Here is a 26189-nt window from a genome sequence, read left to right as displayed (position 1 = left end):
GGCTACTCCGGGACGCCGCTCTCGGGCGGGGCGTCCTCGGCCTGGGCGGAGGAGTCCTCCTCGATCGGGGCGTCCCCGATGTCGGTGACGAGCACGGGGGTCTTCGGCTCACCGACCCCGCCGCGGAGCGCCACCACCCGCATGCCCGAGATCCCGAGGTGGCTGTCGGCGCCGTAGCGGAACGGCGCGAGCTGCGGGCCCTCGGCGTCACCGAGTCCCTCGACGGCCTCGACCAGGCCGTCGCGCGTGAGGTCCTCGCCGGCGGCGGCCAGGGCCTGGACGAACGCGTAGGCCTGGGACATGCCGTAGATCCGGTAGTTGGTGAGCTCGCCGTCGGCGCCGTGCTCGTCCCAGACCTTCTGCCACAGCTGCACCCACGGGTCGTCCGCGGCGTCGACCCCGGCGATGTACTCGGTGGTCATCACGCCGTCGAGCGCGCTGGAGCCGCCCTCGACCGCTCCCTCGGAGAACTGGGCCAGCAGCCCGCCCACGAGGGTCGGGTCGGAGCCGACGTTGCTGTAGACCCACTGCGGCTGGTAGCCCAGGCCGAGTGCCGTCAGCTGCGTGAGCGCCGTGTACGACGGGGTGTTGAACCCGATCACCACGTCGGCCCCGTCGGCCTGGAGGGCCGTCACCTGGGGGGCCACCTCGGTGTTGCCGGAGGTGTAGCGCTGCACCGAGACGATCTGGTCGTCGAGGAACTGCCGCAGGCCCTTCTCGCCGTCGGTCCCGAAGTCGTCGTCCTGGAGGAAGAGGCCGACCTTGGCGTCGGGGAGGTTCTCGGCGACGTACTGGCCGATGATCTTCCCCTCGCTCTCGTAGTCGGTCTGCCAGCCGAAGGTGTACGGCTTCGCCTCGACGTCGTCGCCCCACTGCAGCGAGCCGGAGGAGACGAAGAGGTCGGGCACCTTCTCCTCGTTGAGGAAGTCGACGACGGTGCGGTGGGTGGGCGTGCCCAACCCGCCGACCATCGCGAAGATCTCCTCGTCGAGCACCAGCTCGTTGGTGACCGCGCCGGTCTTCGACGGGTCGTAGCCGTCGTCCTTGACGACGTACTCGATGGTGCGGCCGTTGATGCCGCCCGCGGCGTTGACGTAGTCGAAGTACGCCTGCGCGCCGGTGGGGATCTCGGAGTAGCCGGGCGCCGCGACGCCGGTCAGGGGGAAGTGGGCACCGATCTTGACGGAGGTGTCGGTGACGCCGACGGTGTCGACCTCCTCGCCGGGCTCGTCGCCCTCGTCGCGCCCGCCCGCCCCGCACCCGGCGAGGACGAGCGCGGCCAGGAGGGTGCCGACGGCTGGGACCCAGGTGTGTCTCTTCATGGTGCTCCTTCATCGGTGGTGGTGCGGGTGGGGGTGGCGGACGACGGGGTGGCGGACGACGGGGTGGCGGACGACGGGGTGGCGGCCGGCGGGGGCGGGCCGGGGGAGAAGCGGCGGCGCAGGCGGTGCGCCGGAGCAGCGAGCGAGCCGACCAGGCCGCGGGGGGCCAGCAGGATGACCAGCACCATCACCAGGCCGTAGACCAGGGGCGACAGCTCGGCGGCCCGGATGTCGCTGAGGCCGAGGTCGCTGCCGGCGTCGGTGACCACCTTGGGCAGGAACGTGAGCAGCGCGGCCCCCACCAGGGCGCCGGTGAGGCTGCCGAGGCCGCCGAGGACGACGATCGCGAGCAGCGTCAGGCTCAGGGTCAGGGAGAACGCGCCGGGGCTGACGCCGCGGTTCCACAGCGCGAGCAGCGCCCCGGCGGCGCCCGCGGTGGCCGCGCTCACGGTGAACGCGCTGATCCTGGCCCGGCCGAGGTCGATCCCCGCGAGCTCGGCGGCGACCTCGTCGTCGCGGACGGCCGCCCACCGCCGTCCGACCCGGCTGCGGGCCAGGTTGGCGAGCAGCACGAAGACGACGATGAGCACCATCCACGCGACGAACGAGACGTACTTGCTGCGCGTCGGGTCGCTGCCGGTGAGGTAGTAGGCGGTGTCGGTGGCCCAGCGCGGGATCTCCGGCACGCTCACGCGGAGTCCCTGGTCACCGCCGAGCCGGCCGTCGAAGTGCAGCGCGATGCCGGGCACCGCGATCGCCAGCGCCAGGGTGGCGCCGGCGAGGTACGGGCCGTGCAGCCGGGCCGCGGCGAAGCCGACCACGACGCCGACGACGACGGTCAGCGCGGTGGCCGCCAGGATCACCAGCGGCAGCGGCGTCCCGGCGTCCTGGTCGGGGAGCAGCAGCGCCGTCGTGTAGGCGCCGAAGGCCATCAGGGCGCCGTGCCCGAGGGAGATCTGGCCGTTGAGCCCGGTGAGGACGGTCAGCCCGCCCGCCGCGGTCGCGAGGTAGGCCATCTGGGTGAGCTGGGTGCTGCGGTAGTCGCTGACCGCGGTCAGCACCGCCACGACGAGGACGACGGCGACGGCCGCGACGACGAGGTGCCGGACCAGCGTCTGCTCGCGCACCCGTGCGAGGAGCGCCCGCATCAGACCCTCCTCGCCGGGGTCGTGGAGAAGAGGCCACCGGGTCGCAGGGTGAGGACCGCGATCAGGATCACCAGGGCCGTCAGCGCCACCAGCTGCGACCCGACGTACCCGCTGACGAAGCTGAGGGCCACCCCGAGCAGCAGCCCCCCGACGACCGCGCCGACCGGGCTGTCGAGACCGCCGAGCACCGCGGCGACGAAGCCGAAGACGACGACGGAGTCCATGTAGTTGGGGTTCACGAGGTCGCCGCCGGCGATGAGGATCCCGGACAGCGAGCCGACCACCGAAGCCAGCGCCCAGCCCAGCGTCAGCATGCCGCCGACCCTGACGCCGAGCAGCCGCGCGACCTCGGGCTCGTGGGCGGCCGCACGCATCCGCAGGCCGAGGTCGGTGAAGCGGAAGAGCAGCACCAGCAGGGCCATCGTGACGAGCACCGCCGCGATCGTGAACATCCCGAACCCGGTGATCGCGTACGTCGTCCCCCCGATCTCGGTGCCGCGGACGCCGAACGGCGCCGGGAAGGACCGGACGCCGTTGCCGAAGAGCAGCGCGGCGGCGGCGTGCAGCACGATGAACAGCCCGAGCGTGAGGATCACCGCGTTGATCTCGCTCTTGCCCTCGACGGGCCGGACGACGACGCGCTCGATGACGGCGCCGAGCACCAGGCCGCTGACGAGGGCGACGGCGAACGCGAGCCAGAACGACGCCCCGCCCTCGATCAGCTCGAGCGCGAGGAGCGTGGTCACCATCGCCATCGGCGCCTGCGCGAAGTTCACCACCCGCGTCGAGCGCCAGATCAGCACCAGCGCCAGGGCGAACGCGGCGTAGACCATCCCGAGGGTGAGCCCCCCGAGAGCGGTGTTCACGAGCTGTTGCACCGGTGCTCCTCCTCAGAATCCCAGATAGGCGTGTCGGAGCTTCTCGTCGCCGGCCAGCCGGTCGGCGACGTCGTCGGCCACCACGCGGCCGAGGTCGAGGACGACGCCGCGGTCGGCCACCGACAGGGCGCTGCGCGCGTTCTGCTCGACCAGCAGGACCGTCAGCCCCTCCTCGCGGACCAGGTCGCGGAGCAGCCCGAAGATCTGCGTGACGATGCGCGGGGCGAGGCCGAGCGACGGCTCGTCGAGCAGCAGCACGGTCGGTCGAGCCATCAGGGCCCGGCCGATCACGAGCATCTGCCGCTCGCCGCCGGACAACGTGCCGGCCGGCTTGGCGCGCCGCTCGCCGAGCGGTCCGAAGAGCCCGTAGACCCGGTCGAGGTCGTCGGGACGGACCCGCCCGCGGGCCAGCCCGCCGAGCCGCAGGTTCTCCTCGACGGTGAGCTCGACGATGACGCCGCGCCCCTCGGGCACGTGGGACATGCCGAGCGCCGGCATCCGCTCGGCGGCGGTGCGGGTGATGTCGCGCCCGGCCAGCCCGACGGTGCCGGCCCGGGCACGGTGCAGGCCGGAGACGGTGCGCAGCAGCGTCGTCTTCCCCGCGCCGTTGGCGCCGAGGACGGCGGTGATCCGGCCCTCCTCCGCGCCGAGCGTGACGTCGTGCAGCGCGGTGATCGGCCCGTAGCCGGCGGTGAGCCCGGAGACGGTGAGCATCAGTCCACCGCCTCGCCGAGGTAGGCCGCGAGCACGGCCGGGTCGTTGCGGACGACCTCCGGTGTGCCGTGCGCGATCACCCGGCCGAAGTCGAGCACCGTGATCTCGTCGCACACCCGCATCACCAGGTCCATGTGGTGCTCGACGAGCATCACCGCCATCCGGTCGGTGAGCCCCCGGACCAGGTCGCCGAGGTCGCTGATCTCGTCGGACGACAACCCGCTGGCGGGCTCGTCGAGCAGCAGCAGGTCGGGCTCGGCGACCAGCGCCCGGGCCAGCGCGACCCGCTTGCGGACGGGGTAGGGGAGGCTCGGCGGGTAGCGGTCCGCGTGCTCGAGCACGTGCAGCCCGGCGAGGGCCTCGCGCGCCCTCTCGCGCAGCCGCCGCTCCTCCCGCGAGGAGGGCGGCAACCCGGCCAGCGACCCGAGGAAGCCGGTCCGGGCGTGCCGGTCGGCACCGACGACGACGTTGTCGAGGACGGTGAGCCGGTCGAAGAGACCGAGACCCTGGAGGGTGCGGGCCACGCCGAGCCCGGCCAGGTGGTGGGGCCGGTGGCGCTGCCGCTCGCGGCCCCGGATCTCGAGCGTGCCCTCGTCGAGCGCGACGAAGCCGCACACCACGTTGAACAGGGTGGTCTTGCCGGCGCCGTTGGGTCCGATCACGCCGTGCACCGTGCGGGGGGCGACCGCGAGCCCGACGTCGGACAGGGCCGTCAGCCCACCGAACCGCACGGTGGCACCGCGCAGCACGAGCTCGGGCGAGGTCGGGTCCGGCGCATCCACGAGCGGCTCTCCCAGGACTCTCGGCGGTGTGACGTCCACCACCTTGGTGCGCGGAGACCAGTCGCCGCATTGGGCGACGAGCACAGAAGTCGTTGGTGGATGCGTCCGGAATCGGCGCAGGGGCTGGTCAGAGTTGTGCTCGGAGTGCGACCGTGCCGCATGGTCTCCGAGACCGACGCCACCCGCTCGGCGCGGCTGGCGCACGCCTGGTCCCAGCTCGTCGACGGCTCGGACGCCATCGCCGACAGCATCACGCTGACCCTCTTCGAGCGCGACGTCGAGCTCTACGAGCGGATCGGGCCCGAGCTGCGGGCCGACGTCCGGGCGAGCTGCCGCCAGCACATCCGCCGGGGCCTGGAGATCCTCTCCGGGCAGAGCGCGAGCGGGTCGGCGAAGGAGCTGTGGCGCGAGACCGGACGGCGCCGGGCCCGCCAGGGCGTCCCGCTCGAGCTCGTGCTCAACGCCTACACGCTCGGCGCCCGCGTGCTGTGGGAGGCCCTGATCACCCACGGCTCGCGTGCGGAGGGGGCGGCCGTCGACGAGGGCATGCTGCTCTCGGCGGCGCGGACCGTGTGGGCCAACCTCGACGTCCAGAGTGCCCTCCTCATCGACGCCTACCGCCGCGAGAGCCGGCGCCTGCACCGCCAGGACCTCCAGCGCCAGCACGCGGCCCTCGACGCGCTGCTCGAGGGTCGCGGCGCCGATCCCGCCTACGTCGAGGAGGCGCGGGCCGCCCTCGACGTCGGCCCGGACGACGGCCTGGCCTGCGTCACCGTGCTGCCCGGCGGACAGGACCACGGTGCCGACCTCGACCACACCGACCGGCTCGGCGCGGTCGAGGACCGCCTGGACCGCGCCGGGCTGCGCACCCACTGGCACGTGCGCGACGGCATCTCGTTCGGGCTGGTCTGCGGCGACCTGCCCGACGAGGCCGGCCTCGTCGAGCTGCTCAGCCCGCGGGCGCCGGCCCGGATCGGCGTGGCCCTGTCGGGCGACGGCCTGGCGGGCTTCGCGACGGCGTACCTGCTCGCGACCCGGGCGGCGCAGACCCTCGACCGGCACGACCGCCGCGCCGTGGCCGTCACCGACCGGCTCCCGGAGGTGCTGCTCGTCGGCAGCCCGCAGGTCGGCCAGCTGCTCGTCGACCAGGCCCTCGGCGGCCTCCTCGCGCAGCCCGAGTCCCAGCGCGACTCGCTGCTGCTGACCCTCGCCGCGCTGCTGCGCCACGACGGGTCACCGACGCACGCCGCGGCCGACCTGTTCTGCCACCGCAACACCGTCATCTACCGGCTCAAGCAGATCGAGGCCCTCACCGGTCGCTCGCTGGGCGACCCGCGCGACAAGATGCTGCTCGGCCTCGCGCTGGCCGCCCACGGGCACGAGGAGTGATCAGACGAAGGCGCTGATGCCGGTCTCGTCCCGGCCGATCAGCAGCTTCTGGACCTGGCTGGTGCCTTCGTAGAGGGTCATCACGCGGGCGTCGCGGAGGTACTTCGCGGCGGGGTACTCATCGACGTACCCGGCGCCGCCGTGGATCTGGATGGCGAGGTTGGCGGCGCGGACGGCGGCCTCGGAGGCGAACAGCTTGGCCTTGGACGCCGCGACGCCGAACGGCTCGTGGCGGTCGACGAGGTCGGCGCAGCGCCACACCAGCAGGCGTGCGGCGTCGGCGTCGAGGGAGATGTCGGCGATCATGTCCTGCACCAGCTGGAAGCCGGCGATCGGCCGCCCGAACTGGGTGCGGCTCCGCGCGTACTCCACGGAGGTCTCCAGGCAGCCCTGCACGATCCCGACGCAGCCCGCGGCGACGGCGAGCCGGCCCTTGTCGAGGCTCGACATGGCGATCTTGAAGCCCTGGCCCTCCTCGCCGAGCAGCGCGGACGACGGCACCCGCACCCGGTCGAGGAACAGCTCGGCGGTGGCCTGGCCGCGCAGCCCGAGCTTGCCCTGGATCTCGCGCGCCTCGAACCCCGCGGCGTCGGTGGGCACGAGGAACGCCGAGATCCCGCGCGGACCGCTGCCCGGCTCCCCGGTGCGCGCGAAGACCAGGGCGACGTCGGCCCAGGTGCCGTTGGTGATGAACAGCTTCTGGCCGGTGATCAGGTAGTCGTCGCCGTCGCGCTCGGCGCGGGAGGTGAGGTTGCCGGCGTCCGACCCGGTGCCGGGCTCGGTCAGGCCGAAGCACCCCAGCCGGGTCGCCGCCGCGAGCTGCGGCAGCCACTCCCGCTTCTGCTCCTCGGAGCCGAAGAAGAGGATCGACTTGCCCACCAGCCCGCTGCTCACCGAGACGATCCCGCGCAGTGCGGAGTCGGCCCGCCCGAGCTCCTCCATGGCCAGCGCGTAGGTCACGTAGTCGCCGCCGACCCCGCCGTGCTCCTCGGGGATGGTCAGGCCGAAGAACCCGATCTCGGCCATCTTCGGCACGATCGCGAGGTCGACGGACTCGTCCCGGTCCCACTGCGTGCGGTGCGGCACCGCCTCCCGGTCGAGGAAGTCGCGGGCCAGGTCGCGGAAGGCCTGCTGCTCGTCGCTCAGCGAGAGATCCATGCCGTCACTGTTCCACGGGGCGCCTACTCACAGCCGCCGCCGTCGCCGACGTCCACCCACCGTCGTGACACGGGTGCCGGGTCGGCGGCCTCGGTGCCCGGGCTCCGTGCCGTTCAGCCGAGCCCGTCGACCTTGGTCTGCAGCCGGCGCATGCCCGCCAGCCAGCGGCCGGTGTCGGCGGCGCGGGCGGCGTAGTAGCCGGCGACCTCGGGGTGGGGGAGCACGAGGAACCGGTCGTCGTCGAGCGAGTCGACCCACGCCGCGGCGACGGCCTCGGGGGCCAGCGCCTCGTCGTGCGACAGCAGGTCCTTGAGCGGGCCCGCCTGGTCGAGCATCGCGGTCTGCACGCCCTGCGGGCAGATCGCCTGCACGGTGACGCCGCGGTCGCCGTAGGTGACCGAGAGCCACTCGGCGAAGCCGACGGCGGCGTGCTTGGTCGTCGAGTACGCCGCCGCGCCGATCATCGTGAGCAGGCCGGCCGCCGACGCGGTGACCACGAACCGGCCGCCGCGCCCGTCGTCGAGCCACGACGGGACGATCGCGCGGGCGGCCCGCACGTGGCCCATCACGTTGACCTCGAGCATCCGGGCCCACTCGGCGTCCGGGAGCTGCAGGGAGTCGGCCATGGTGCGGTCGATGCCGGCGTTGGCGCAGTAGACGTCGATCCGGCCGAGCGCGTGGGTCGCGGCGGCGACCAGGGCCTCGACCCCGTCGGTGGAGGCGGCGTCGCCCGGGACGGCGGTCGCGCCGATCTCCGCCGCGGTGACGGCCAGCTGGTCGGCGTCGACGTCGTTGACCACCACGCGGGCGCCCTCGGTGACCAGGCGGGCGGCCAGCGCGCGGCCGATGCCGCCCGCGGCGCCGGTGACGACGACGCCGCGCCCCTCGAGCTTCTCGTGGCCCATCAGTGCTCTCCCTCGATCAGTGCCGGCCGGTCTCTGCCTGTCTCGGCCGGTCGGTCAGTGCTGGCCCTGCAGTGCGATGCCGCCGTCGGCGACGACCGTCTGGCCGGTCAGCCAGGACGCCTCGTCGGAGAGGAGGAACGCCACCAGCGAGCCGATGTCGTCGGGCTCGCCGAGCCGCTTCAGCGGGTACGCCGCCGACGCCTCCTCCTCGCGGCCGACGTAGAGCGCCTCGGCGAACCGCGTCTTCACCACCGCCGGGGCGACCGCGTTGACCCGGATGCCGGGGCCGAGCTCCTGGGCGAGGGTCTCGGTGAGGCTGACGAGCGCGGCCTTGCTGGCGCCGTACATCGCGATGAACGGCGCGGGCCGCACGCCCGACAGCGACGACACGTTGACGACGGCGCCGCCGTGCTCCTTCATCCACCCGCGGTGGACCTCCTGGGTCCAGCCGAGGGCCGCGACGACGTTGACGTCCATGATCTTGCGGGCGGCGTCGAGGTCGAGGTCCATCAGCAGGCCGAACGCCGGGTTGATGCCGGTGTTGTTGACCAGCAGGTCGACGCTGCCGTACGTCGCGATCGCGGCCGCGACCGTGTCGCGCCGGTGGTCGGCGTCGGCGGCGTTGCCGGGGACGCCGAGCGCGTGCTCGGGCCCGCCGAGCGACTCCACGGCCGCGGCCAGGGCCTCGGGCTTGCGGGCCGTGACCACGACCCTCGCGCCCTCGTCGACCAGCCGCTGCGCGACGCCGAGGCCGATGCCGCGGCTGGCGCCGGTGACGATCGCGGTCTTGCCGGCCAACCCCCTCACGACCGGTGCCTCACTGCGTCGCCGTCCGGTCGAGCGGGTCGATGACGCCGTGGTCGCCGAGCGTCGCGTCGAGCGTGCGCAGGTGGTGGCCGGCGTCGCCGAGCAGGTGGTCGAGCGCGGTCAGGTGGGCGGTGAACGTGCCGACGTTGTACTCCGCGGTCATCGCGATGCCGCCGTGCAGCTGGATCGCCTCCTGGCCGACGTGTCGCCCGGCCCGGCTGACCTGCAGGCCCGCGCGGGCGGCGGCGTCCGCGACCTGCGCCGGGCCACCGGCCGCGACGACCATCGTGGCCCAGTCGACCATGCTGTGGGTCAGCTCGAGGCTGGTGTACATGTCGGCCGCGCGGAAGGTGAGCGCCTGGAAGGTGTTGAGCGTGACGCCGAACTGCTTGCGGCTCTTGAGGTACTCCGTGGTCGCCCCCAGCTGGGTCTGCATCGCGCCGAGCGCCTCGTTGGCGGCCATGATCCGGGTGATGTCCTGGACCGTGGCGATGCTCGCGGTGACGTCGGCGGCGGACGCGCCGAGCGGCGTCGCCGGCGTGGCGTCGAAGGTGATCCGGGCCGCGCGCCCGCCGTCGTACGTCGGGTAGCCGGAGCGCTCGACCGAGGCCAGCGCGTCCCCGGCGACGAGGAACAGGCCGGTGCCGCCCTCGGGGAGGACCGCGCTCACGACCAGCACGTCGGCGCGGGCGCCGTGCAGGACGCCGTCCTTGGTGCCGGTCAGGGCGCCGGAGCCGTCGGCGGTGACGTCGTGGGCCTCGGCGCCCCAGCGGTGCCCGGGCTCGTCGTGGGCGAAGGCCAGCACGCTCTCGCCGCCGGACAGCGCGCCGAGGAGCTCCTGGCGCTGCTCGGGCGTGCCGACCGCGGACACGAGGCCGCCGGCGAGCACCACCGAGGAGAGGTACGGCTCGGGCGCGAGCACCCGGCCGAGCTCGCGGCACACGATGCCGATCTCGACCGGTCCGGCGCCGACACCGCCGTCGTCCTCGCTGAAGGGCAGGCCCAGCAGGCCCATCTCGGCCATCTGGGTCCACAGCTTCTCGTCGAAGCCCGGGTCCTCCCTGGTGGCGCGACGGCGCTGCTCGTAGTCGGCGTAGGCCTTGCCGACCAGGCCGCGCACGGCGTCGCGGAGGGCGGTCTGCTCGTCGTCGTAGGTGAAGTCCATGTCAGCCCTCTCAGAGACCCAGGATGTTGCGGCTGATGATCTGGCGCTGGATCTCGTTGGACCCGCCGTAGATCGACGCCTTGCGGAGGTTGAGGTACGTCGGCGTCGAGCGCCGGTACCAGTCGAGCGTCGCGTCGCCCTCGCCGCTGGCGAGGGTGGCCGGGCCGCCGAGGTCGACCACGAGCTCGCTGACGGCCTGCTGCAGCTCGGTGCCCTTGAGCTTGAGCACCGAGGACGCCGGGTGCGGCTCGGCGCCGGCGGAGTGCGCGGCGACGCGGAGGGCGGTGAGCTCGAGGGCGAGCAGCTCGTTCTCGAGCTCGACGACGCGGGCCCGCAGCAGCGGGTCGTCGGCGAGGGTGGCCGCGCCGAGCTCCTTGGCGCGGGCCAGGACGCGCTTGGTGGCCCCGACCGGCGCGACGCCGACCCGCTCGTTGCCGAGCAGGAACTTGGCCTGCGTCCAGCCGCTGTTGACCTCGCCGACGAGGTTCTCGCCGGGGACGCGCACGTCGGTGAACCAGACCTCGTTGACCTCGTGGCCGCCGTCGATGAGCTCGATCGGCCGGACCTCGACGCCCGGGGTCGTCATGTCGATGAGCAGCATCGAGATGCCGGCCTGCTTCTTCACCTCGGGGTCGGTGCGCACCAGGGTGAAGATCCAGTCGCCGTACTGCCCGAGCGTCGTCCAGGTCTTCTGGCCGTTGACGATCCAGTCGTCGCCGTCGAGGACGGCGGTGGTGCGCAGCGAGGCGAGGTCGGAGCCGGCGTCGGGCTCGGAGAAGCCCTGGCTCCACCAGATGTCGAGGTTCGCGGTCCTCGGCAGGAACTTCTCCTTCTGCTCCTGGGTGCCGAACTGGGCGATGACCGGGCCGATCATGCTGGCGTTGAACGCGAGCGGGACCGGCACGGACGCCGCCTGCATCTCCTCGTGCCAGATGTGTCGCTTGAGCTCGCTCCAGCCGCGGCCGCCCCACTCCTCGGGCCAGTGCGGGACGGCGAGGCCGGCCGCGTTGAGCGCCTGCTGGCTCTCGACGATCTGCTCCCTGGTGAGCTCGCGCCCCTCCTCGACGGTGCGCCGGATCTCCTCCGGGAACTCCGTGGTGAAGAACGTGCGCATCTCCTCCCGGAACGCCTGGTCGTCCTCGGTCAGTGCGAGCTGCATGCGGGGTGCCTCCTGCGACATCGACGGGTGGTGCGCGCGGTCACACCCATCTAACTCGCCAGTAGCAAAGCCGCGCCAGCGGGTCCGGGCAACGGACCGGGGGTCCTTCCGGAGGTTCACCGAGCGAGCGCCGGCACCGGCCGTCGACCGAGCGAGCGCCCGCACCGGGCGTCTCGGTCGCGCCGCTTGCTCGACGACCATCGAGCTGACTCGCCCTCGCGAGCTCGGGCAGTCAGCTCAGGGCCGGCCGTCGACGAACATCCTCAGTCGGGTCACCGTGCTGGCGGGGTCGTCGTCGACGTGACCGTGGACCGCGCGGCACGCCCAGCCCAGCCGGGCGCCGAGGTCGGCGGCGTCGGCGAGGACGGCCACCGAGGTCCCGCAGGCCTCGGCGAACGGCGCCAGGTAGGTGTCGCGGTAGGGCGCGACGTCCTCGGAGCCGGCCACGTCGTCGACGCCCCACGCGATCACGCCGAGCAGGGTGACGGCGAGGGTGAGGAAGGGGTGCGAGACGCAGGCGTCACCCCAGTCGAGCACCCGGTGCCGACCACCCGGCGCGTCGTCCGGGGTGACGAAGACCTGGCCGTCGTGGAGGTCGTCGTGCTGGACGGTCTCCTCGATCCCGTACGACGCCAGCCGGTCGGCCATCGGCCCGACCCGGTCCGCGGCGTCGCGCAGGCGGGGCTCGACCACGTCGTCCCCGAGCCGGCCGACCAGGTCGGCGTACCCCGCGGCGAGGTCGGCGAGCCGCAGGTGCGGCATCCCGGTGGCGAGCAGCGCGGGCACGTCGGCCCGGGAGGCGAGCTGCACCCGGGCGTAGCCGTCGAGCGCGTCGTGCCAGCGGGCCAGGCTGCGCTCCTCCTCGACGACCTCGCGCAGCCGGCGCCCGGCGTCCGCGGCGAGCAGCCAGCCGCGGTCGAGGTCGGCGGCGAGCAGGGGCGGCACCCGCTCCGGAGAGCGCGCCGCGACGATCGAGTGCACCGCCGCCTCGTGCCGGAGCGCGGGCTCGGTGGCCTTGAACCACAGCGTGCCGCCGTCGGTCGGCACCCGCAGCACGGTGCCCCACGGGCGCACGTGCGGCTGCTCGACCGCGTCGGTGCGGCGCAACCCCAGGTCGGTCACCTGCTCGTCGATCCACCCGTGCGCCGTCGCCAGCCAGGCGGGGTCGGTCCAGGGCATCTCGCTCACGAGCGGTCACCCTGGACCGTCGGTCGCGCGGTGCGCAACCGGGTTGACGTGGTCGGACGTGCGGGGAGGCGCTGCTCGTCCCGGTCTCCGCTGGAAGACACGCGGAGACCGCCCGCGACCGCAGACGTGTCCGTCCGGCTACGAGCGTCGCAACACGAACCGGGCCCCGAGCGTTGAAGATGCGTGACGACGGTCGACAGGGTGCGCGAGGAGGCGGCAGTGGTGGTGCCGGACTTCGACGCGTGGGTCGCCGCGCGCGGGCCGGCGCTGCTCCGGCTGGCCTACACGCTGACCGGCGACGCGGCCGACGCGGAGGACGTCGTCCAGGAGGCGCTGTCGCGGGCGCTCCCGCGCTGGGAGCGGATCCGCCGGGTCGAGGACGTCGACGCCTACGTGCGCCGGATGGTCGTCAACGCCCACACCTCGCGCTGGCGGGCCTGGCGGCGGCGGGTCTCGCCGGTGGAGCGGGTCGCGGAGGTCGCCGACCGGGCGGTCATCGACGACCCCGGCGTCGAGCACGACGAGCGGCGCCGGATCTGGCTCGCGTGCCGCGCCCTGCCGGAGGACCAACGCACCGCTGTCGTCCTGCGCTACTACGAACAGCTCGAGTACGCCGAGATCGCCGCGCTCACCGGCGTGCGCGAGGGGTCGGTCCGGTCGCGGGTGTCCCGCGGTCTCGCCGTCCTGCGCGTGGAGCTGGGTCCGGCGCCCGAGGAGGAGAGGGACCATGAGTGACTTCGAGGACCGGCTGTCCGACGCCCTCGCCGAGGGCGCCGAGGACGCGCCGGACGCCGGCGGCCTGGCGGCAGCGGCCCGCACCCGGGCCGGCGGGCGGCGTCGCCGCCGGGTGGCCGTCGGCGCGGCGGCGGCCGTGGTCGCCGTCCTGGTGCCGGTGGCCGTCGTGGCGTCGCTCGACGACGACCCCTCGCCCGACGAGCCGCCCGCGGACCGGACGGCGGAGACCCTGGTGACCTGCGGGGGTGCGTCCTGGCCGGTCTCGGCGATGGACGGCGGCCTGACCGAGGTCGCCGCCGACGTCGAGGTCCGGGCGGCGGTCGAGGCGCTGCCCGCGCAGCTCGGGATCGACAGCCCGGACGTGTCGCGGTGGATCGTCCTCGCCGCCGACGACGACGGCGTCACGATCGGGACCGGCACCTGGTCGTCGGCGGCCGGGCCCGCGCGTCGCGCGGAGACGGTGGAGTTCGACCGTGCCGACGACGGCACGCTCGACTACGCGGGCCTGGGCGGCTGTCAGCTGTCGGTGGTGCGGCCGCCGGGGCGGTGGCAGGTGGAGCTGTCGGCACCGGGTGCGGGCGTCGACCCCACCACCGACCGGCCGGTGGTGCTGGCCACCGAACGAGAGTGCGCCAGTGGGCGCGACCCGCGGCCGTACCTGTCGGACCCGGTGGTCGTCGAGACCGACGACCGGGTCGTCGTGACGATCACCTCCCACGGCGACGGCAACTACACCTGCGTGGACAACCCGAGCGTCCCGGTCACGCTCGACCTCGACGAGCCCCTCGGCGACCGGGAGATCGTCGACGGCGGCACCTGGCCGCAGACGCCGCTGCCGGTGGTCGAGGACCGGGTCGAGGAGCCGTGGCAGACCGTCGAGCACGCCGGCGTCGCGGTCGACGTACCCGCCAACTGGACCACCGAGACAGCGGGGTGTGGACCGGACGCGGTGGCACGGGGGCCACGAGCCAAGGGGCGCGACAGGACGTGCGACACGTTGGTGTCGGTCACCTCCGAGGGTGCCGCCGATGGTTCGGACGGGCTCTTCGGAGCGAGCGCCGACGTCGTCGTCGGCGACCGGCTTGTCGGCGTGCAAACCGTCGACTTCGGGACGACGCGCCGCATCGCCGCGTCGGCGCGACCGGTGGGGGAGCCGACGCCAGCCGTGGCCGAGTGGCGGACCGTCCACCTCGACGCGACGTTCGTCGTCGACGTACCCGTGGGGGCCGGCGTCGACGTCGCCGTACGGCCGGGCATTGCGCGCTGCGACCCGCGGGGGTCGGCGGCCGAACCCACCGCGGACGGCCGGTGGCAGGCCGGGTCGTGCGCGGACCGGCTGGTCACGGTCACGGCGCCGACCGAGGTGCTCGCCAACCTCGTCGTCGGCTCGATCCGACGGTCCGACCTGCCCGCGGGGGCATGGCAGGTCGCGGTCGTCCGCGACGTCCTCGTCGAGCTGCCCAGCGACTGGACGACGCCTCCTGCGTGCGGCGGGCTCGGGGCAGACGCGCCGCTGTGGGGTCCCGCGGACGGCGCCGACGATTGCCGAGCCACGCCCGGTGTCTTTCGCTACGCCGCCGCCACCTTCGACCCGGCGTTCGACCCCGGCGTGCAGGAGTGTGAGGGCGCCTATTGCGGCTACCAGGTCGTCGGTGATGCGGTGATCGTCGTCAGGGAAGTCGACGAGGCGACCGCGCGGCGGGTGCTCGACTCGGCCACCCCCACCTGAGGCGGGAGGGTTGCCGGTTGCCAGCCGACCAGGACGGGGGTGACACTGACGACCGACGTCCGGGAGAGCCATGACCAAGCGACACACGCGATGGTGGGTCGCAGGCGTGGTGGCCCTCGTCGCCGTCGCGGCGGTGGTCGTCGCGGTCCGGCTCGGACCATCGGGGCCGGGCGAGGCGGCGGACGACCCCGTCGTCCGCGTCGTCGGGGCGGCCACCGACGGCTGGCAGACGCTCGAGGCGGAGCTGCCCGGCAACCGGCGGGACGAGACGGTGCGGGTGCTCGTCGACGTGCCGGGGGAGTGGGCGCCGATCGACGCCGACCCGGACTCGGTCTGCGGCTACTACTCCTACGGGGCGGACCCGGACGACTGCGGCGAGAACGAGGTCGTCGCGGTGTACGGCAACCTGGTCTCCGACTACCACTTCGGTTCGGGGCTGAGGCCCGCCGAGGACTACGACACCCCGATCGAGTCCGACTGGATCGGGCACGTCTCCGTCGGCGGGATCGACGTGAGCGTGAGCAGCGACGACCGCGACCTGGCGCTCCGGGTGCTCGGCTCGGCCCGGCTCGCGGGCGACGAGATCCCCGACCTCACCGGGGCGTGGACCGACGTCGAGGTCGACGCGATCTCCTACCCCGTGCCGACCACCGTGCCCGAGGGCCTCCACGTCGACGTGAAGGACCGGTCCGGGCCGCGCCGCTCCGCCGAGGGGGAGCAGGCCGGGCCGGGTCGGTGGCACGCCGTCGCCACGGTAGGCCGCTCGAACGTCGTGGCGGTGGCTCCCACCCGGGCGCTCGCCGAGCTCGTCGCCGGGTCGGCGCGGAAGGTGACCACTGCGTGGTCGACGGTCGAGGCCGCCCCCGGCGTGGTGGTCGACCTTCCCCCGGCCTGGGCGCGGGTCGCCGGCGGCTGCGGCGACGGTGCGGTCCGGTTCGGTGCGTCTGGCACGCGCGGCTGCGACGGACCCGGGATCGAGGTCCGCTCCGGCGACTCGGTCGACGCGAGCACACCCGCCGGCCTCGACGGCGGCGAGGGTCTCGTCCGCTCCGGCGACGTCGTCGTCAGCGCCGTCGGACTGCCGCACGAGGTGGCCCAGCAAGTGCTCGGATCGGTTCGCGCGACCGACGACCCGTTCCCCGGCTCGCCGCTCGGGTGGGCGGCGACCGAGGTCGGGAGCCCCAACGACCACGTCGAGCAGCCGCAGCGCGCTGACGTCCGGGTCGACTCCGTCGCCGACGACTGCGACGACGGGCAGGAAGCCGGGGCGCGGACGGCCGCGACGCGCGACGGCGACGGGTGGCTGGCCACGGCCTGCGGCGGTGACGCCTACGAGGTCCGGGCGCCGACCCAGGCGCTGGCCGACCTGGTGGCCGCCAGCCTGCGTCCCGCCTGACCCCGACCGAAACCCGGGTGCGCGAGCGGCGCCGGGTGGCGGACAATGCTCCTTCGTGGGACACGTCGACGTCAGTGGAGTCCGGTTCGAGCTGCCCGACGGGCGGGTGCTGCTCGAGGACGTCTCGTTCCGGGTGGGCGAGGGTGCCAAGGTCGCGCTGGTCGGGGCCAACGGCGCCGGGAAGACGACCCTGCTCAAGATCATCACCGGCGACCTGCAGCCGCACGCCGGCGCGGTCACCCGCACCGGCGGCCTCGGCGTCATGCGCCAGGACGTCAAGCAGGGGCTGTCGGCCGAGCCGACCGTCGCCGAGCTGCTGCTGAGCGTGAGCCCGCCGCGGATCCGGACCGCCGCCGGGCACGTCGACCGGTGCGAGCTCGCGCTGATGGAGACCGACGACGAGAAGACCCAGATGCGCTACGCCGAGGCGCTCCACGAGTACGCCGACGCCGGCGGCTACGACCTCGAGGTCACCTGGGACGTCTGCACGACCAAGGCGCTCGGCGTCCCCTACGACCGCGCGAAGTACCGCGAGCTGCGCACCCTGTCGGGCGGCGAGCAGAAGCGCCTGGTGCTGGAGTACCTGCTGGCCGGGCCCGACGAGGTGCTCCTGCTCGACGAGCCGGACAACTACCTCGACGTCCCCGGCAAGGTCTGGCTCGAGGCGAGGATCCGCAGCTCCGACAAGACCATCCTGTTCATCAGCCACGACCGCGAGCTGCTCGACAACACCGCGACCCGCGTCGTCACCGTGGAGCTCGGTCACGCCGGGAACCTGGTGTGGACCCACGTCGGCGGCTTCGCGAGCTACCACGCGGCGCGCAAGGACCGCTTCGCGCGCTTCGAGGAGATGCGCAAGCGGTGGGACGAGGAGCACGCGAAGCTCAAGGCGCTGGTGCTGCGCATGAAGATCAAGGCCGAGTACAACGACGGCATGGCGAGCCAGTACAAGGCGGCGCAGACCCGGCTGCGCAAGTTCGAGGAGGCCGGCCCGCCGATGGAGCAGCCGCGCGAGCAGCAGGTCTCGATGCGGCTCAAGGGCGGCCGCACCGGCAAGCGGGCCGTCGTCTGCACCGACCTCGAGCTCACCGGCCTGATGCGGCCCTTCGACCTCGAGGTCTGGTACGGCGAGCGGGTCGCCGTCCTCGGCTCCAACGGGTCCGGCAAGTCGCACTTCCTGCGCCTGCTCGCGATCGGCGGCAGCGACCCCGACGTCGAGCACCAGCCGGTCGGCGACGTCGACATCAAGCCGGTGCCGCACCGCGGGAGTGCCAAGCTCGGCGCCCGGGTGCGCCCGGGCTGGTTCGTGCAGACCCACGAGCACCCCGAGCTGGTCGGACGGACCCTCGTCGAGATCCTGCACCGCGGCGAGGGTGGTCGCGTCGACGCCGACGGCCGGATGGCCGGCCGGATCGGGATGGGCCGCGAGCAGGCCAGCCGGGTGCTCGACCGCTACGAGCTCAGCGCCCAGGCCGAGCAGCGGTTCGAGACCCTCAGCGGCGGCCAGCAGGCCCGGTTCCAGATCCTGCTGCTCGAGCTGTCCGGGGCCACCCTGCTGCTGCTCGACGAGCCGACCGACAACCTCGACGTCCAGTCCGCCGAGGCACTGGAGGAGGGCCTCGACGCCTTCGACGGCACCGTCCTCGCCGTCACCCACGACCGGTGGTTCGCGCGCGGCTTCGACCGGTTCCTGGTCTACGGCTCCGACGGCGAGGTCTACGAGTCCGACGGCCCGGTGTGGGACGAGGGCCGCGTGGAGCGGGCCCGGTGAGCGGGCTCGAGGTCGCGCTGCTCGACCCGTTCGACGACGCGACGTTCGCGCCGTGGCACGCCGTCCGCGCCGCCGCCCTCGAGGACGCCGTGGGCGCGGACGCCGCCCAGGTCTACGACCTCGACGAGACCCGCGTGCAGTGGCAGGAGCCGTCCGACGGCAAGGAGCGGATCGGCTACCTGGGGCGAGCCGGGGGCGAGGTCGTCGTCGCCGGGGCCCTGGTGCTGCCGCAGCGCGACAACCTGACCAAGGCCTTCGTCGAGGTCGCCGTCGCACCCACCCACCAGCGCCGGGGACACGGGCGCGCGATGCTCGAGCACCTCGAGACGACCGCGGCCGCGGCCGGCCGGTCGCTGCTCGACGCCGAGGTGTCCTGGCGCTACGAGCACGGCACCGACGGCACGGGGTCCCGCGACGTCGCCTTCGCCCGGGCGGCGGGCTTCGCGCTCGGGCTGAGCGACGTGCAGCGCTGGCTCGACGTGCCGGTCGACGCCGTCCTGCTCGACGCGCTCGCCGCCGAGGCGGCGCAGCACCACGCCGGCTACGAGATCCGGTCGTGGGTCGGCGACGTCCCCGACGAGCTCGCCGAGGGCTGGCTCGCCCTCGACGCGTCCCTGACGACCGAGGCGCCCACCGGCGACATCGAGGTCGAGCCGCTCGACGTCGACGTCGCGCTGCTGCGCCAGGTCGAGGCCAACGTCGCCAAGCAGGGCCGGACGCCGTTCCACACCGTCGCCCTCGACGCGGACGGCACCGTGGTCGCGTACTCGATGATCGTCCACGGCCGCACCACCACCGCTTTCCAGTGGGGCACCCTCGTGCACCGCGACCACCGCGGCCACCGGCTGGGCATGGCCGTGAAGGTCGCCAACCACCGCCTGCTGGAGGCCGAGCGGCCCGACGTCGTCCGCGTCTCCACCTGGAACGCCGAGGTCAACGACCACATGATCGGCGTCAACCGGCGGATGGGCTTCTACCCCGTCTCCCGCATGGGCGAGTTCCAGAAGCGCCTGACCTGAGCGCCGGGTCGGCGCGGCGTCGTGACGTCGCGCTGGCTGGACGCATCCGTGCAATTGCCGCGAATCGGCCAGCTCTCGAGCGAGAAACCGAGCCGATCGCGGCAATTGCACGGGATGGGCCGCCTCAGGACGTGCCGGCGTCGGAGTCGAGGGTGAGGTCGACCGTCTGCTCCTCGCCACCGCGCAGGTAGGTGATCGTCACGTCGTCGCCGGGGCGGTAGGACCGCACGGTCGCGATGAGCGAGTCGGAGCCGGTGACGAGGGTGTCGTCGACCTTGGTGATGACGTCGCCGTCCTGCAGGCCGGCCTGGCCGGCGGCCGAGTCGTCGCTGACCTGGGAGATCTGCGCGCCGTCGACGACAGCGGCACCGGGCTGCGATCCCGGCGTCGCGCCGGCGTCCTGCACCGACACGCCGATCCGGGCGTGGGTGGGCGTCTCGCCCGCCTTCATCTGGTCGATGACCGGGAGCACCTCGTCGATCGGGATCGCGAAGCCGAGGCCGATCGAGCCCGCCTCGCCGCCGGCGGACGCCGTCGACTTGATCGAGGAGTTGATGCCGATGACGTGACCCTCCAGGTCGACCAGCGGCCCGCCGCTGTTGCCGGGGTTGATCGCGGCGTCGGTCTGGATCGCCGGGTAGACCGTGGCGTTGCCCTGCTCGTCGGAGCCGACGTCGACCGGTCGGTCGAGCGCGCTGACGATGCCCGAGGTGACCGTGGCGTCGAGGCCGTACGGCGAGCCGATCGCGACGACCTGCTCGCCGACGTCGACCTGGCCCGACTCGCCGATGGTCGCGGGGGTGAGCCCCTCGACGTCCTCGGCCTGCACGAGGGCGGTGTCGGTCAGCGGGTCGGTGCCGACGATCGTGGCGCTGGCGTGGCTGCCGTCGGAGAACGACACGGAGATGCTGCCGCCGTCGCCGGCCACCGAGGCGACGTGGTCGTTGGTGAGGATCAGCCCGTCGGAGCTGAGGATGATCCCCGACCCCGAGCCGGACTCGCTCGCCCCGGAGACGTCGAGCTTGACCACCGACGGCAGCACCGCGGCGGCCACCTGCTCGACGGTGCCCTCGGCGGCCGGCTCGTCCGGGGTGCTGACGACCTGGCTGGTGCCGACCGTCGAGGCGCTGCCGCCACCGGCGTCGCTGTCGCCGTCGATCGCGTCGTACGCCGCCGCGCCACCGAGCCCGGCGCCACCGCCCACGACGAGGGCGGCCGCCACGACGGCGGCCGCGAAGCCCTTGCGTCCCCGTCCGGGCGGAGCCGCCGGGGGTCCTGCATGGCCTCCGGTGTGGGCCGGCGCCTGCGCCGGGAGCGCCTGGGTGCCGAAGGGGCTGGGCGCGGCCTCCGGGCGGTAGGGCGGCGGCGGCGGGGGCGGGGCGTCGCGGTAGTCGTCGAATCCCGGGTGCTCGGGGCGGGAGGGCGTGTCGTTCATGGTTCGAGGTTCCTCCGCGCTCCTGTGACGGCGCTGAGACCCTGCTGGGGGAGAGGGAAGAAGCTGTCTCGAATCGGCGGCCGGGCTGTGGCGCGGCTCACACCGCCCCGTCATGATCGCGGCATGAGCGCTCCCGAGCCGCAGTTCGTCGACGACCGCATCGCCCACTGGGCGACCGAGACCCCGGACGCCGAGGCGATGACCTACCTGTCCCGCACCTTCACCTGGAGCGAGTGGGACGACCGCGTCCGCCGCAACGCCGGCGGCCTGCTGGCCCACGGGATCGGCCGCGGCGACGTGGTCGCGTTCCTCGACCGGAACCACCCGGCCTGCGTCGAGACCTCGCTCGGCGCGGCGTCCCTCGGCGCGGCCAACGCGATCGTCAACTGGCGCTCGGCCGGCGACGAGGTCGACTACGCGCTCAACGACTGCGGTGCCCGGGTGCTCTTCGTCGGCTCCGAGCTGATGCCCACGATCGAGAAGATCCGCGACCGGCTGACGAGCGTGGAGCGGGTCATCGAGGTGACCCCGGACGGCGTCGACGACGAGTACGAGGCCTGGCTGGCCGCGGCGACCCCGGTGTCGCGCCAGCCCGACGTCACCCCGGAGGACACCTGCCTGGTCATGTACTCCTCGGGCACGACGGGCCGGCCCAAGGGCGTCATGCTCAGCCACCGCAACATGGTCAGCCACACCCGCAGCGCCCACGACGGCTGGAGCTTCGAACCGGGCGACAAGTGCATGGTGGCGATGCCGCTCTTCCACGTCGGCGGGTCCTCCTACGTCCTGTTCCCGATCAACGACGGCGTCCCGAGCGTGATGACCCGCGACCCCGACGGCGCGTCGCTGGCCGGCGCGATCCTCGCCGGCGCCAACCGGACGTTCCTCGTGCCGGCCGTGCTCGCGCAGGTGCTCCAGACCGGGCCGGACGCCGTGAGGCTCTTCGGCGCGCTCAAGACCTACACCTACGGAGCCGCCCCGATGCCGCCGCCGCTGCTGCGGGCCGCGATGGAGGCCTGGCCCGACACCGACTTCCTCCAGGTCTACGGCCTGACCGAGGTCGGCGGCGTCGCGACCCAGCTCTCGGCCGAGGACCACCGCACCGCCGTCGCCGACGGGCACCCGGAGCGGCTGGTCTCGGCCGGCAAGCCGATCCCCGGCGTCGAGGTGAAGGTCGTCGACCCCGGCACGCTCGAGGACGTCGCCGTCGGCGAGCACGGCGAGCTGTGGCTGCGCACGCCGCAGGTCTTCCAGGGCTACCTCGGCAAGCCCGAGGAGACCGCCCAGGTCATCACCGACGACGGCTGGTTCCGTACCGGCGACCTCGGCAAGGTCGACGCCGACGGCTACGTCTTCGTGCAGGACCGGCTCAAGGACATGATCATCAGCGGCGGGGAGAACATCTACTCGCCCGAGGTGGAGCGCGTCCTGGCCGAGCACCCCGCCGTGATGGAGGTCGCCATCATCGGGATCCCCGACGACACCTGGGGCGAGTCGGTCAAGGCCGTCGTCTCGTTCCACGAGGGTGCGAGCGCCACCGAGGCCGAGCTGGTGGCCTTCTGCCGCGAGCACCTGGCAGCGTTCAAGTGTCCCCGCTCGGTCGACATCACCGGCCCGCTGCCGCGCAACCCCACCGGCAAGATCCTCAAGCGCGACCTGCGCAAGCCCTACTGGGCCGACCGCGAGCGCCAGGTCAACTGAGGGTCGCCGTCGGGGGGACGCCATGCTTCTCCCATGACCACCGCCCGGCTCGTGCCCGTCACGACCGAGATGGACGGCGAGGAGCTCGACGCCGAGGACGCCTGGCACCTCGCCCGGCAGCACGGCCTGGGCGCGGTGCTGCGCGGCGCGTTCGTCCGGTTCCGCTACGGCGACGGGTTCACCAACAGTCGGGCGCTGGCGCTGCAGACCTGCCTGGGCGTCGTCCCGTTCCTGCTCGCGGTCACCGGCCTGGCCGCCGACGTCGACGACGAGCGCTGGGCCCGGGTGATCGCCCGGACCGTGGAGGCGGTCTCGCCCGGCGGTGACGGCAAGGACGCACTCGCCGGGGCCGTCTCGGGCGGCTCCGAGCGGGCCGGCGAGGTGGCCCTCGTGCTCGGCCTGCTGCTGGCACTGGTCTCGATGACGACCGCGATGGCCCAGGTCGAGCGCGGCAGCAACCGCATCTACGGCATCCGCCGCGACCGGCCCGCCCTGGCCAAGTACGGCCGCGCCGCGGTGCTGACGGCCGTGCTGGTGCTGCCGGTCGGCCTCGGGTTCTTCCTGCTCGTCGCGGGCGGGGCCTTCGGCGACGCGATGGTCTCGGAGTACGGGTGGTCCGGCACCGCCCACACCACCTGGCAGGTCCTGCGGTGGCCGGCCGGCCTGGCCCTGCTGGTCACCACGATCGCCGTCCTGCTCGACCACGCACCGCGGCGCCGGCAGCCGGCATTGTCGTGGCTGGCGCTGGGGTCGGGCGTCGCCGTCGTCCTCAGCATGGCCGCGGCCGCCGGCCTCGCGCTGTACGTCAACGTGAGCGGCTCCTTCGGCAGCACCTACGGGCCGCTCGCCGGCATCGTGGCGCTGCTGCTCTGGAGCCTGATGTCGGCGATCTCGTTGTTCCTCGGTGTCGCGGTCTGCGCCCAGCTCGAGGCCCTGCGGGCCCACCAGCCCGATCCGGCCGACCCCGACCCCGGCCGGCCGCACGAGAGGGTCGTCGAGGGCTGAGCGTGCCCGGCGGACCGCGGTCGGGGACCGACGTCGCGCGACCCGCGAGTCGCTCAGCCGGGCAGCGTCCAGGTCGTCCAGGGCGACGTCCGGTCCCCGCACAGCGTGCCGACCAGCAGCGGCGCGACGCCCGGGACCCGGGTGAGCAGCGGCGCGAGCCCGTCGCGCGGCCAGGCCAGCGGGGCGAGGTCGCTCTGGAAGACGGGCATCATCAGCCGGGTCGCCCACTGGTACCAGCGCAGGTGCGCCGCGCGGTCGCGGGCGTAGGCGCCGAGGGCGTCGGCGAGCGCGGGCCGGGTGCCGAGGGCGTGGGCCAGCGACCAGGCGTCGGCCAGCGCCAACGAGGTGCCGGTGCCGAGCTGCGGGCTCATCGCGTGTGCGCTGTCGCCGACCAGCGCGGCGCCGTACCGGCCCTCGACCCGCACCGGCGTCCGCACCACGACGTCGCGGTAGGTCGCCGGCAGCAGCTCGGTGACCCGGTCGAGGAGCGCGGCGTGCGGTCCGGCGTACGGCGCCGCCGCGGCCCGCCAGGCCGGGAGGCCGGCGGCGAGGACCCGGGCGGTGTCGCGGGTGCGGACCGACCAGAACATCGACGTCCGGCCGCGACCGGTCGGCAGCACGCCGAGGTAGGCCGAGGTGCCGCCCAGGCACTGGAAGAGGGTGTCGGTGGCGGTCTCGTCGGGGTCGTCGACGACCGACCAGAGCGCGCCGTACCCGTAGGGCTGGTCGCGGGCGGTGACGCGCATGCTCCACCGCACCCGCGAGCGGGCGCCGTCACAGCCGACCACGAGGTCGAACGAGCCGAGGTCACCGCCGTCCGTCTCGACGGTCATCCCGGACGCCGTCGGCCGGACGCCGGTGACCGGCACCCCCAGCCGGACGTCGACGCCGCGCGCCAGCACCGCGTCGTGCAGCACCGTGAACAGCGCCCCGCGGTGAACGCCGAGGGCCGGCACGGCGCCCGGTAGGGCGTCGTACCCGAGGTCGACGAGGCGGCGTCCGGACGCCGTCATGATGGTGACCCGCTCCACCGGGCGCGAGACCGCGCGCAGCTGCTCCAGGAGGCCGAGCCGGCCCAGCACCTCCTGCCCCATCGCCTGCAGCCAGATGCCCGCCCCGACCGGCCGCGGGTCGGTGGCCTGCTCGACGACGGTGACGTCGTGCCCGGCGTCGGTGAGCAGGCAGGCGAGCGTCGTCCCGCCGGTCCCGAGCCCCACGATCCCGATCCGCATGGGGCCCATCATCGCGGGTGGGCCCGGTGGCCGGGGTTTCCCCGGTCGGCCGGGGAAATCTGAACTTGGGGGCCGGGATCCCGGCCGACAAGTTCAGGTATCGGCCGCCCAGTCCGCCCGGGCTACGTCGGGATGGGCGCAGAACCGTCTCCGCCCCCTGCTTGGCTGGACGACGTGCCGCGCCACTGGATCAACACGATCAGCCACGACCACGTCTTGCTCGGGGTGGAGGGCGGGTTCACCCAGGCCGGCCACGGCACCGACACCCGGTTGAAGCGGCTGGCACGCGGCGACGGGATCGCCTTCTACTCGCCGCGGGAGACCATCGGGGCCGGCAGGCCGCTGCAGCGGTTCACCGCGCTCGGTGTGGTCGCCGACGACGAGCCCTACCGCGTCGAGGTGGGTCCCGGCCTCCGCCCGTGGCGGCGCCGCGTCGAGTTCGAGCGGGTCGTGGCGGTCCCGGTCCGGCCGCTGCTGCCGGTGCTCGGCTTCGTCGACGACGAGGAGCACTGGGGGCTGCCGTTCCGGCGCGGGCTGTTCGAGGTGCCGGCCGGGGACTTCGCCGCCGTGGCGGGCGCGATGCGCGACGCCGCGTGGGCGGGCGATGAGTCCGCTCGGGTGATCGGGTCACCACCGCCGTGAGCACCAGCACGCAGGTCCCGGTCGGCGACGTCGAGCTGTGCGTCGAGGCCTTCGGCGACCCGGGCGACCCGCTCGTCGTCCTGCTGTCCGGAGCGGCCGCCTCCATGGACGGGTGGTCGCCCGACTGGTGCGCAGCGCTCGCCGCCGGCGGCCGCCACGTCGTCCGCTACGACCACCGCGACACCGGCCGCTCGACCACGGGCCCGCCCGGCGCCCCGGCGTACGACGGCGACGCGCTCGACCGCGACGCCGAGGGTCTCCTGGAGGCGCTCGACCTGGGCCCGGCCCACCTCGTCGGGGTCTCGATGGGCGGCGGCATCGCGCAGTCGGTCGCCCTGCGCCGACCCGACCTGGTCGCGTCGCTGACCCTCGTCGCCACCAGCGCGATCGGCGGGATCGACGCGCCGCTGCCCGGTCCGGCCCCGGCGGCCGCGGCCTGGTTCGAGGACCCGCCGCCCGATCCCGACTGGAGCGACCGCGACGCGGTGGTCGCGTGGTCCCTGGCCGGCGAGCGCGCCTTCTCGGGAGCCCTGGGCGTCGACGTCGACGACGCCCGGGCGGCCGCCGGGGCGACGTTCGACCGCAGCCACGACGTCGCGGCCGCCGGCAACCACTGGCTCGTCGTCGGCGGCGAGGACGGCGGTGAGGACGGCGGTGAGGACGGTGAGGACGACCGCCCGCCGCCCGACGTCCACCACCTCGCCGTCCCGACCCTCGTCGTCCACGGCAGCCAGGACCCGCTCTTCCCGCTCGCCCACGGCGAGGCGCTGGCGGTCGCCGTCCCCGGTGCGCGGCTGCTCGTCGTCGAGGGCATGGGCCACCAGGTGCCGCCCCGGTCCACGTGGAGCGACGTGGTCCCCGCGATCCACGCCCACACCGCGGGCCCCGCCCGACCCGGTCGGTAGCACG

23 protein-coding genes are annotated in these 26189 nt (G+C 74.1%); 10 read left to right on the top strand and 13 right to left on the bottom strand.

The annotated features are described in order from the left end of the window. Nucleotides 1-2: 2 nt before the first annotated feature. Genes E4623_RS01725 through E4623_RS01705 form a run of 5 tightly spaced genes read right to left on the bottom strand, consistent with a single transcriptional unit; the run spans nucleotide 3 to nucleotide 4844 of the window. A complete protein-coding gene (locus E4623_RS01725; RefSeq protein ID WP_134764791.1) occupies nucleotides 3-1322 on the bottom strand; it encodes an ABC transporter substrate-binding protein in 1320 nt (439 codons plus the stop codon). Further along, nucleotides 1319-2470 carry a branched-chain amino acid ABC transporter permease gene (locus tag E4623_RS01720; RefSeq protein WP_134764790.1) on the bottom strand — a complete coding sequence of 384 codons (1152 nt, stop codon included), beginning with the start codon at nucleotides 2468-2470 and terminating at the stop codon, nucleotides 1319-1321. Before E4623_RS01720 ends, E4623_RS01725 begins: the two co-directional genes overlap by 4 nt. Continuing rightward, entirely contained in the window at nucleotides 2470-3348 is an 879-nt protein-coding gene (locus tag E4623_RS01715) for a branched-chain amino acid ABC transporter permease (protein WP_134764789.1), read from the bottom strand. The genes E4623_RS01720 and E4623_RS01715 overlap by 1 nt, the downstream gene beginning before the upstream one ends. A 12-nt stretch (nucleotides 3349-3360) precedes the next feature. Then, nucleotides 3361-4062: an ABC transporter ATP-binding protein gene (locus tag E4623_RS01710; RefSeq protein ID WP_134764788.1), complete on the bottom strand. Its 702-nt coding sequence runs from the start codon at nucleotides 4060-4062 to the stop codon at nucleotides 3361-3363. Continuing rightward, a complete protein-coding gene (locus E4623_RS01705) occupies nucleotides 4062-4844 on the bottom strand; it encodes an ABC transporter ATP-binding protein (protein ID WP_209020444.1) in 783 nt (260 codons plus the stop codon). The genes E4623_RS01710 and E4623_RS01705 overlap by 1 nt, the downstream gene beginning before the upstream one ends. Nucleotides 4845-5003: 159 nt before the next feature. Here E4623_RS01705 and E4623_RS01700 point away from each other — a divergent pair, with 159 nt between their 5' ends. Continuing rightward, complete coding sequence (locus E4623_RS01700) at nucleotides 5004-6233, top strand: helix-turn-helix domain-containing protein (RefSeq protein ID WP_134764787.1); 1230 nt, start codon at nucleotides 5004-5006, stop codon at nucleotides 6231-6233. On the opposite strand, the gene E4623_RS01695 is transcribed toward E4623_RS01700, so the two are convergent. The 6 genes from E4623_RS01695 to E4623_RS01670 all read right to left on the bottom strand — a co-directional run bounded on the left by E4623_RS01695 (nucleotide 6234) and on the right by E4623_RS01670 (nucleotide 12615). Further along, complete coding sequence (locus tag E4623_RS01695; protein ID WP_134764786.1) at nucleotides 6234-7391, bottom strand: acyl-CoA dehydrogenase family protein; 1158 nt, start codon at nucleotides 7389-7391, stop codon at nucleotides 6234-6236. Nucleotides 7392-7504: 113 nt separating this feature from the next. After that, nucleotides 7505-8296 carry an SDR family NAD(P)-dependent oxidoreductase gene (locus tag E4623_RS01690; RefSeq protein ID WP_134764785.1) on the bottom strand — a complete coding sequence of 264 codons (792 nt, stop codon included), beginning with the start codon at nucleotides 8294-8296 and terminating at the stop codon, nucleotides 7505-7507. A 54-nt stretch (nucleotides 8297-8350) separates the two neighbouring features. Next, on the bottom strand, nucleotides 8351-9103 hold the full coding sequence (locus E4623_RS01685) for an SDR family oxidoreductase (RefSeq protein ID WP_134764784.1): 753 nt from the start codon (nucleotides 9101-9103) through the stop codon (nucleotides 8351-8353). A gap of 10 nt (nucleotides 9104-9113) precedes the next feature. After that, nucleotides 9114-10268 carry an acyl-CoA dehydrogenase family protein gene (locus tag E4623_RS01680; protein WP_134764783.1) on the bottom strand — a complete coding sequence of 385 codons (1155 nt, stop codon included), beginning with the start codon at nucleotides 10266-10268 and terminating at the stop codon, nucleotides 9114-9116. Nucleotides 10269-10278: 10 nt separating this feature from the next. Further along, on the bottom strand, nucleotides 10279-11427 hold the full coding sequence (locus E4623_RS01675) for an acyl-CoA dehydrogenase family protein (RefSeq protein ID WP_134764782.1): 1149 nt from the start codon (nucleotides 11425-11427) through the stop codon (nucleotides 10279-10281). Between the two features lie 237 nt (nucleotides 11428-11664). Next, nucleotides 11665-12615, bottom strand: coding sequence for an aminoglycoside phosphotransferase family protein (locus E4623_RS01670; protein ID WP_134764781.1), 951 nt, complete (start codon nucleotides 12613-12615; stop codon nucleotides 11665-11667). A gap of 183 nt (nucleotides 12616-12798) precedes the next feature. Between E4623_RS01670 and E4623_RS01665 the strand changes: the two genes are divergently transcribed. The 5 genes from E4623_RS01665 (at nucleotide 12799) to E4623_RS01645 (ending at nucleotide 19265) form a co-directional block, all read left to right on the top strand. After that, complete coding sequence (locus tag E4623_RS01665; protein WP_245154777.1) at nucleotides 12799-13350, top strand: SigE family RNA polymerase sigma factor; 552 nt, start codon at nucleotides 12799-12801, stop codon at nucleotides 13348-13350. Further along, nucleotides 13343-15079 carry a hypothetical protein gene (locus E4623_RS01660; protein WP_134764780.1) on the top strand — a complete coding sequence of 579 codons (1737 nt, stop codon included), beginning with the start codon at nucleotides 13343-13345 and terminating at the stop codon, nucleotides 15077-15079. The genes E4623_RS01665 and E4623_RS01660 overlap by 8 nt, the downstream gene beginning before the upstream one ends. 106 nt (nucleotides 15080-15185) lie before the next feature. After that, nucleotides 15186-16475: a hypothetical protein gene (locus tag E4623_RS01655; RefSeq protein ID WP_134764779.1), complete on the top strand. Its 1290-nt coding sequence runs from the start codon at nucleotides 15186-15188 to the stop codon at nucleotides 16473-16475. A gap of 55 nt (nucleotides 16476-16530) precedes the next feature. Then, entirely contained in the window at nucleotides 16531-18246 is a 1716-nt protein-coding gene (locus tag E4623_RS01650; protein ID WP_134764778.1) for an ATP-binding cassette domain-containing protein, read from the top strand. Next, nucleotides 18243-19265 (top strand): GNAT family N-acetyltransferase, encoded by a 1023-nt coding sequence (locus E4623_RS01645; protein ID WP_167736427.1) that lies wholly within the window; start codon nucleotides 18243-18245, stop codon nucleotides 19263-19265. The genes E4623_RS01650 and E4623_RS01645 overlap by 4 nt, the downstream gene beginning before the upstream one ends. Before the next feature lie 124 nt (nucleotides 19266-19389). Here E4623_RS01645 and E4623_RS01640 read toward each other — a convergent pair whose 3' ends face one another. After that, nucleotides 19390-20700, bottom strand: coding sequence for a trypsin-like peptidase domain-containing protein (locus tag E4623_RS01640; protein ID WP_134764776.1), 1311 nt, complete (start codon nucleotides 20698-20700; stop codon nucleotides 19390-19392). A 123-nt stretch (nucleotides 20701-20823) separates the two neighbouring features. Between E4623_RS01640 and E4623_RS01635 the strand changes: the two genes are divergently transcribed. After that, nucleotides 20824-22401, top strand: coding sequence for a long-chain-fatty-acid--CoA ligase (locus E4623_RS01635; RefSeq protein WP_134764775.1), 1578 nt, complete (start codon nucleotides 20824-20826; stop codon nucleotides 22399-22401). A 33-nt stretch (nucleotides 22402-22434) separates the two neighbouring features. Further along, entirely contained in the window at nucleotides 22435-23406 is a 972-nt protein-coding gene (locus E4623_RS01630; protein ID WP_134764774.1) for a YihY/virulence factor BrkB family protein, read from the top strand. Nucleotides 23407-23459: 53 nt separating this feature from the next. Here E4623_RS01630 and E4623_RS01625 read toward each other — a convergent pair whose 3' ends face one another. Continuing rightward, nucleotides 23460-24638, bottom strand: a complete 1179-nt coding sequence (locus tag E4623_RS01625; RefSeq protein WP_167736426.1) for an NAD(P)/FAD-dependent oxidoreductase — start codon at nucleotides 24636-24638, stop codon at nucleotides 23460-23462. A 174-nt stretch (nucleotides 24639-24812) separates the two neighbouring features. Here E4623_RS01625 and E4623_RS01620 point away from each other — a divergent pair, with 174 nt between their 5' ends. Together E4623_RS01620 and E4623_RS01615 are read left to right on the top strand one after the other, a co-directional pair. Beyond that, a complete protein-coding gene (locus tag E4623_RS01620; RefSeq protein WP_209020443.1) occupies nucleotides 24813-25280 on the top strand; it encodes an EVE domain-containing protein in 468 nt (155 codons plus the stop codon). Continuing rightward, nucleotides 25277-26185, top strand: a complete 909-nt coding sequence (locus E4623_RS01615; RefSeq protein WP_245154776.1) for an alpha/beta hydrolase — start codon at nucleotides 25277-25279, stop codon at nucleotides 26183-26185. Before E4623_RS01620 ends, E4623_RS01615 begins: the two co-directional genes overlap by 4 nt. Nucleotides 26186-26189 lie beyond the last annotated feature (4 nt).

Source organism: Nocardioides sp. 1609 (assembly GCF_004522105.1).
Taxonomy (GTDB): Bacteria; Actinomycetota; Actinomycetes; order Propionibacteriales; family Nocardioidaceae; genus Nocardioides.
The sequence above is the reverse complement of the archived record's forward strand: the minus strand, read 5'-3'. Positions and strand labels throughout refer to the sequence as shown.